The organism is Clostridium sp. HBUAS56017 (assembly GCF_007115085.1).
Taxonomy (GTDB): domain Bacteria; phylum Bacillota; class Clostridia; order Clostridiales; family Clostridiaceae; genus Clostridium; species Clostridium cibarium.
This window is the reverse complement of the sequence record NZ_SULK01000026.1, coordinates 32876-36363: the sequence shown is the minus strand read 5'-3', so window position 1 is coordinate 36363 and position 3488 is coordinate 32876. Positions and strand designations below refer to the sequence as shown.

The following is a 3488-nucleotide window of genomic DNA, read 5'->3' as shown; positions in this document are numbered from 1 at the left end:
GGTGGGCACAACAGGGCTCGAACCTGTGACCCCCTGCTTGTAAGGCAGGTGCTCTCCCAGCTGAGCTATGCGCCCAAAGTAAAAATGGTGACTCCTAGGGGAATCGAACCCCTGTTACCACCGTGAAAGGGTGGTGTCTTAACCGCTTGACCAAGGAGCCAAATTGTAACTATGTGGTTGCCTAATGCTTTGGCGCTGACCACATAGACTATAATACCGAAATTCATTAAGAGTGTCAACACATTTTTTATAAATTTCTTATAATTTTATTTTTCTCCCCAAATTTTATATTGTCCATGACCATTTTTCTACTGAGATGTCATACTATTTTTTATCTCACTAATGGCTTGTAAATAAGCGTTTATAATAGATTCCTTCCTCTTTATTTCTTCGTTAATTTTTTTTATTTCCTTTTCTGCAGCATCTAAAAAATGTTCTTTTGAAATTGGATTTACTAAAATATTATAGCCACTTCTTTTAAAGTTGTGTCCTGTAGCTATAACCATTAAAGGAATTTTATTGTTAACCATACATATTATTTCTTTACTCCAATTCCCCTTTTTATTTACACTATATCTATCTCTAAGTAAATTAAGTATATTTAAATCTTCATTTATTTCATCTTCAATAGAATCTTTTAATGCTTTGTATAAAAACACAGATATTCCCCTACTTAATCTTATTTTTAAAAACTCCCTATTATTAATTAAAAAATCATCAATTTCCCATTCACTAATTAACTTAACTTCTTCAAACTTAAAGTTTTTCGTACCAGGTTTATTGGGATAGTTAGCTATTACTTCTGTATATGTCATTCTTCTAACTTTAAATTCTTTTCCATTATCTTCACCATCTATAATAACCTTAGCTTTCAATTATCATCACCTCTTTTCTATTATTCCTCCCTTTAATAGCTACTATTACTGTGTTAAAATTTATTTATTAAATACTTTAGTAAACTCAGTTAATGTTAAAACTCTAAATAAAGAGTTTCATTATATTTTTTTAGAAGGAGATAATTAACCTATGATATATCATGATATAATCGTCGTTGGTGGTGGTGCCTCTGGAATAATGGCAGCAATAATGGCAAAAGATCTAGGAAAAAATGTTGCAATCGTTGAGTCAACTGATCGAATTGGAAAAAAAATTTTAACTACTGGTAATGGTAGATGTAATATTTCAAATGCTAATTTTTCTTATAAAAATTATTGCAGCGAAGATAATGACTTTTTCAAATATTGCATAGATAACTTTTCAATTGAAGATACAGAAAATTTCTTTTTGTCATTAGGATTGCCTTTAGTTAGATTAGAAAACGGAAAATTTTATCCACAATCACTTCAAGCCTCATCAGTTGTGGATATCTTTAGGTTGTCATTAAGTGAAAGAGAAATTCCTTTATATATAAATTGCAAAATTAAATCTATCCACAAGGATAAAAAATTTGTTTTATCCACAACAAATGAAGATTATCCTTCCTTAACCTGTGGAAAACTTATTTTAGCCTGTGGAGGAAAATCAGCTATAAAAACTGGTTCTGATGGATCTGGTTACAAACTTGCAAAATCCCTTGGACACTCTATTGTAGAACCATTGCCGGGTATAGTTCAATTAAAATTGAATTATCCTTACTTAAAAGCTCTTTCAGGTATAAAGATTAATGGTAAAGCATCTCTTTCCGTAGATGATAAAATATTAAGAGATGATATTGGTGAGATTCTTTTTACAGACTACGGAATATCAGGTCCTCCTATACTTCAGCTTTCAACTGAAGCCTCAAAAAATTTATATAAGAATAAAAAAGTTGAAATTATAGTGGATATGATGCCAGAAAAGTCTTTTGAGGATATTGATAACTTTTTGCAAGGCCACCTAGCGGTGTTTTCTCACAGAAGCATATCAAATGCTCTTATAGGAGTGATAAATAAAAAACTTATACCAATCTTGTTGAAAGATATAGGTATAAAAGATATTCACATACCTTGTTATGAATTAGATTGGAAGTACAAATCTCTATTATCTAAGAGACTTAAGGAATGGACTTTTACTTGTACTGATACTAATGGATTTACCAATGCTCAGGTTACTGTAGGTGGCATTAATACAAACGAAGTTAACCCTACAACACTAGAGTCAACAATTGTTTCAAATTTATATTTTTGTGGAGAAATTCTTGATGTTACTGGAGATTGTGGAGGATTTAACTTACAATGGGCTTGGAATTCAGGCTTCTTAGTTGGGAATAGTATTTAATACTACTCCCTTTCCCATGTAGCTTCTAACTTTGTGACTTCCTTACCTTCATTGTTTTTTATGGAATGAACAGTTATCAATCGTTCATTTTCTTCTTTTATTAAGGTAGCTGATACATGAACAGTATCACCATAAGTAGTTTCTTTTTCAAAAATAATTTTTAATTCTTTAATTTCATAATCTTTAACAACTTCCATTGGTACTGATTCAATCGCCCATTCAAGGTAATTAACATTGTTTACATGTCCATTAGAATCAATATCACTATATCTAATATTAAATTCTTTATGATAATCTTCCTTTTCAACATTTCTGATTTCCTTCATATCAATGTTTCTATTCATACCATCATCAGCGCCATATAACTCATACTGTTCTTGCGGTATTCTCATTGGACGTCTTCTTTTAAGGTTTATTAAGAAAAATAAAGCTACAGCTTCTCCTAATAATTCTCCCTCTTCACTTCTGATATAATATTTCCTATATGCATAAAATTTATTAAATCCAATAGGTTCTGTAGTAATTGATATGACATCTCTATAACTAGGATATTTATACATACTAATATCATATTTATAAAACACCCATGCATAATTCTTTGCCATCATTTCTTCTATTGTATCACCTAATACTTCTGATTGATTTGTTCCTACATCACATAAGAAGTTTACTATAGATGATAATTTACACTTTAACTTATAACTTGAATCATGATAATTTACTTCATATTTTTTTGTGTAACTCTTTGCCATACCATCCCTCTTTCTTTTTCTTACTAATTCTATTTTACCATAATTATGTTTTTAACGTCTCATACTGTTCACACCAAAGAAAAAAGTTGCCTCTGTTACGAGACAACTTTTTATGTTATTTATTTAAAGCTTCCATCAATTGATCTAAATTTAGACCATGAACCATAGCTGCTTCTTCTATAGTTTCTGCTTGTGCTGAAGGACATCCAACACAACCCATTCCAAAGCTCATTAATACTTCAGCCTTATTAGGATCGATTTTTATAACTTCACCTATTGTCATATCCTTAGTTATCATTTAATTCACCTCTTTAATTTCTATATATTAATATTCTTATATAGAAATTATATTTTATACATGAATTAATGTCAAGTAAAATAGTCGGAATTAAAGTTCATCTATTCTAATAGTTTGATCTCTCTTTGGTCCAACTGAAACTATTGATATTTTTGTTTCAGTAAATTCAGATATTCTTCTTA

5 protein-coding genes and 2 tRNA genes are annotated in these 3488 nt (G+C 30.1%); 1 reads left to right on the top strand and 6 read right to left on the bottom strand.

The annotated features are described in order from the left end of the window. Nucleotides 1-2: 2 nt before the first annotated feature. From FAY47_RS17475 to FAY47_RS17465, 3 genes are all read right to left on the bottom strand, one after another. Nucleotides 3-75, bottom strand: a tRNA-Val gene (locus FAY47_RS17475). A 10-nt stretch (nucleotides 76-85) separates the two neighbouring features. Then, nucleotides 86-160 (bottom strand) — tRNA-Glu (locus FAY47_RS17470). 148 nt (nucleotides 161-308) lie between these two features. Further along, complete coding sequence (locus tag FAY47_RS17465; RefSeq protein ID WP_143318218.1) at nucleotides 309-875, bottom strand: hypothetical protein; 567 nt, start codon at nucleotides 873-875, stop codon at nucleotides 309-311. A gap of 151 nt (nucleotides 876-1026) precedes the next feature. Between FAY47_RS17465 and FAY47_RS17460 the strand changes: the two genes are divergently transcribed. Further along, a complete protein-coding gene (locus FAY47_RS17460) occupies nucleotides 1027-2256 on the top strand; it encodes an NAD(P)/FAD-dependent oxidoreductase (protein WP_143318217.1) in 1230 nt (409 codons plus the stop codon). 2 nt (nucleotides 2257-2258) lie between these two features. Here FAY47_RS17460 and FAY47_RS17455 read toward each other — a convergent pair whose 3' ends face one another. The 3 genes from FAY47_RS17455 to FAY47_RS21040 form a co-directional block, all read right to left on the bottom strand. Beyond that, entirely contained in the window at nucleotides 2259-3008 is a 750-nt protein-coding gene (locus FAY47_RS17455) for an acyl-ACP thioesterase domain-containing protein (RefSeq protein ID WP_143318216.1), read from the bottom strand. Nucleotides 3009-3123: 115 nt separating this feature from the next. Beyond that, nucleotides 3124-3306: a DUF1858 domain-containing protein gene (locus FAY47_RS17450; RefSeq protein ID WP_143318215.1), complete on the bottom strand. Its 183-nt coding sequence runs from the start codon at nucleotides 3304-3306 to the stop codon at nucleotides 3124-3126. A 90-nt stretch (nucleotides 3307-3396) separates the two neighbouring features. Then, the coding region (locus tag FAY47_RS21040) for an adenylosuccinate synthetase (protein WP_243129656.1) at nucleotides 3397-3488 on the bottom strand (92 nt) is incomplete at its 5' end.

What these genes read in the sequence shown, in the direction of transcription:
- FAY47_RS17450 (WP_143318215.1), bottom strand. Translation starts at nt 3,306, where the DNA reads ATGATAACTAAGGATATGACAATAGGTGAAGTTATAAAAATCGATCCT.
- FAY47_RS17455 (WP_143318216.1), bottom strand. Translation starts at nt 3,008, where the DNA reads ATGGCAAAGAGTTACACAAAAAAATATGAAGTAAATTATCATGATTCA.
- FAY47_RS17460 (WP_143318217.1), top strand. Translation starts at nt 1,027, where the DNA reads ATGATATATCATGATATAATCGTCGTTGGTGGTGGTGCCTCTGGAATA.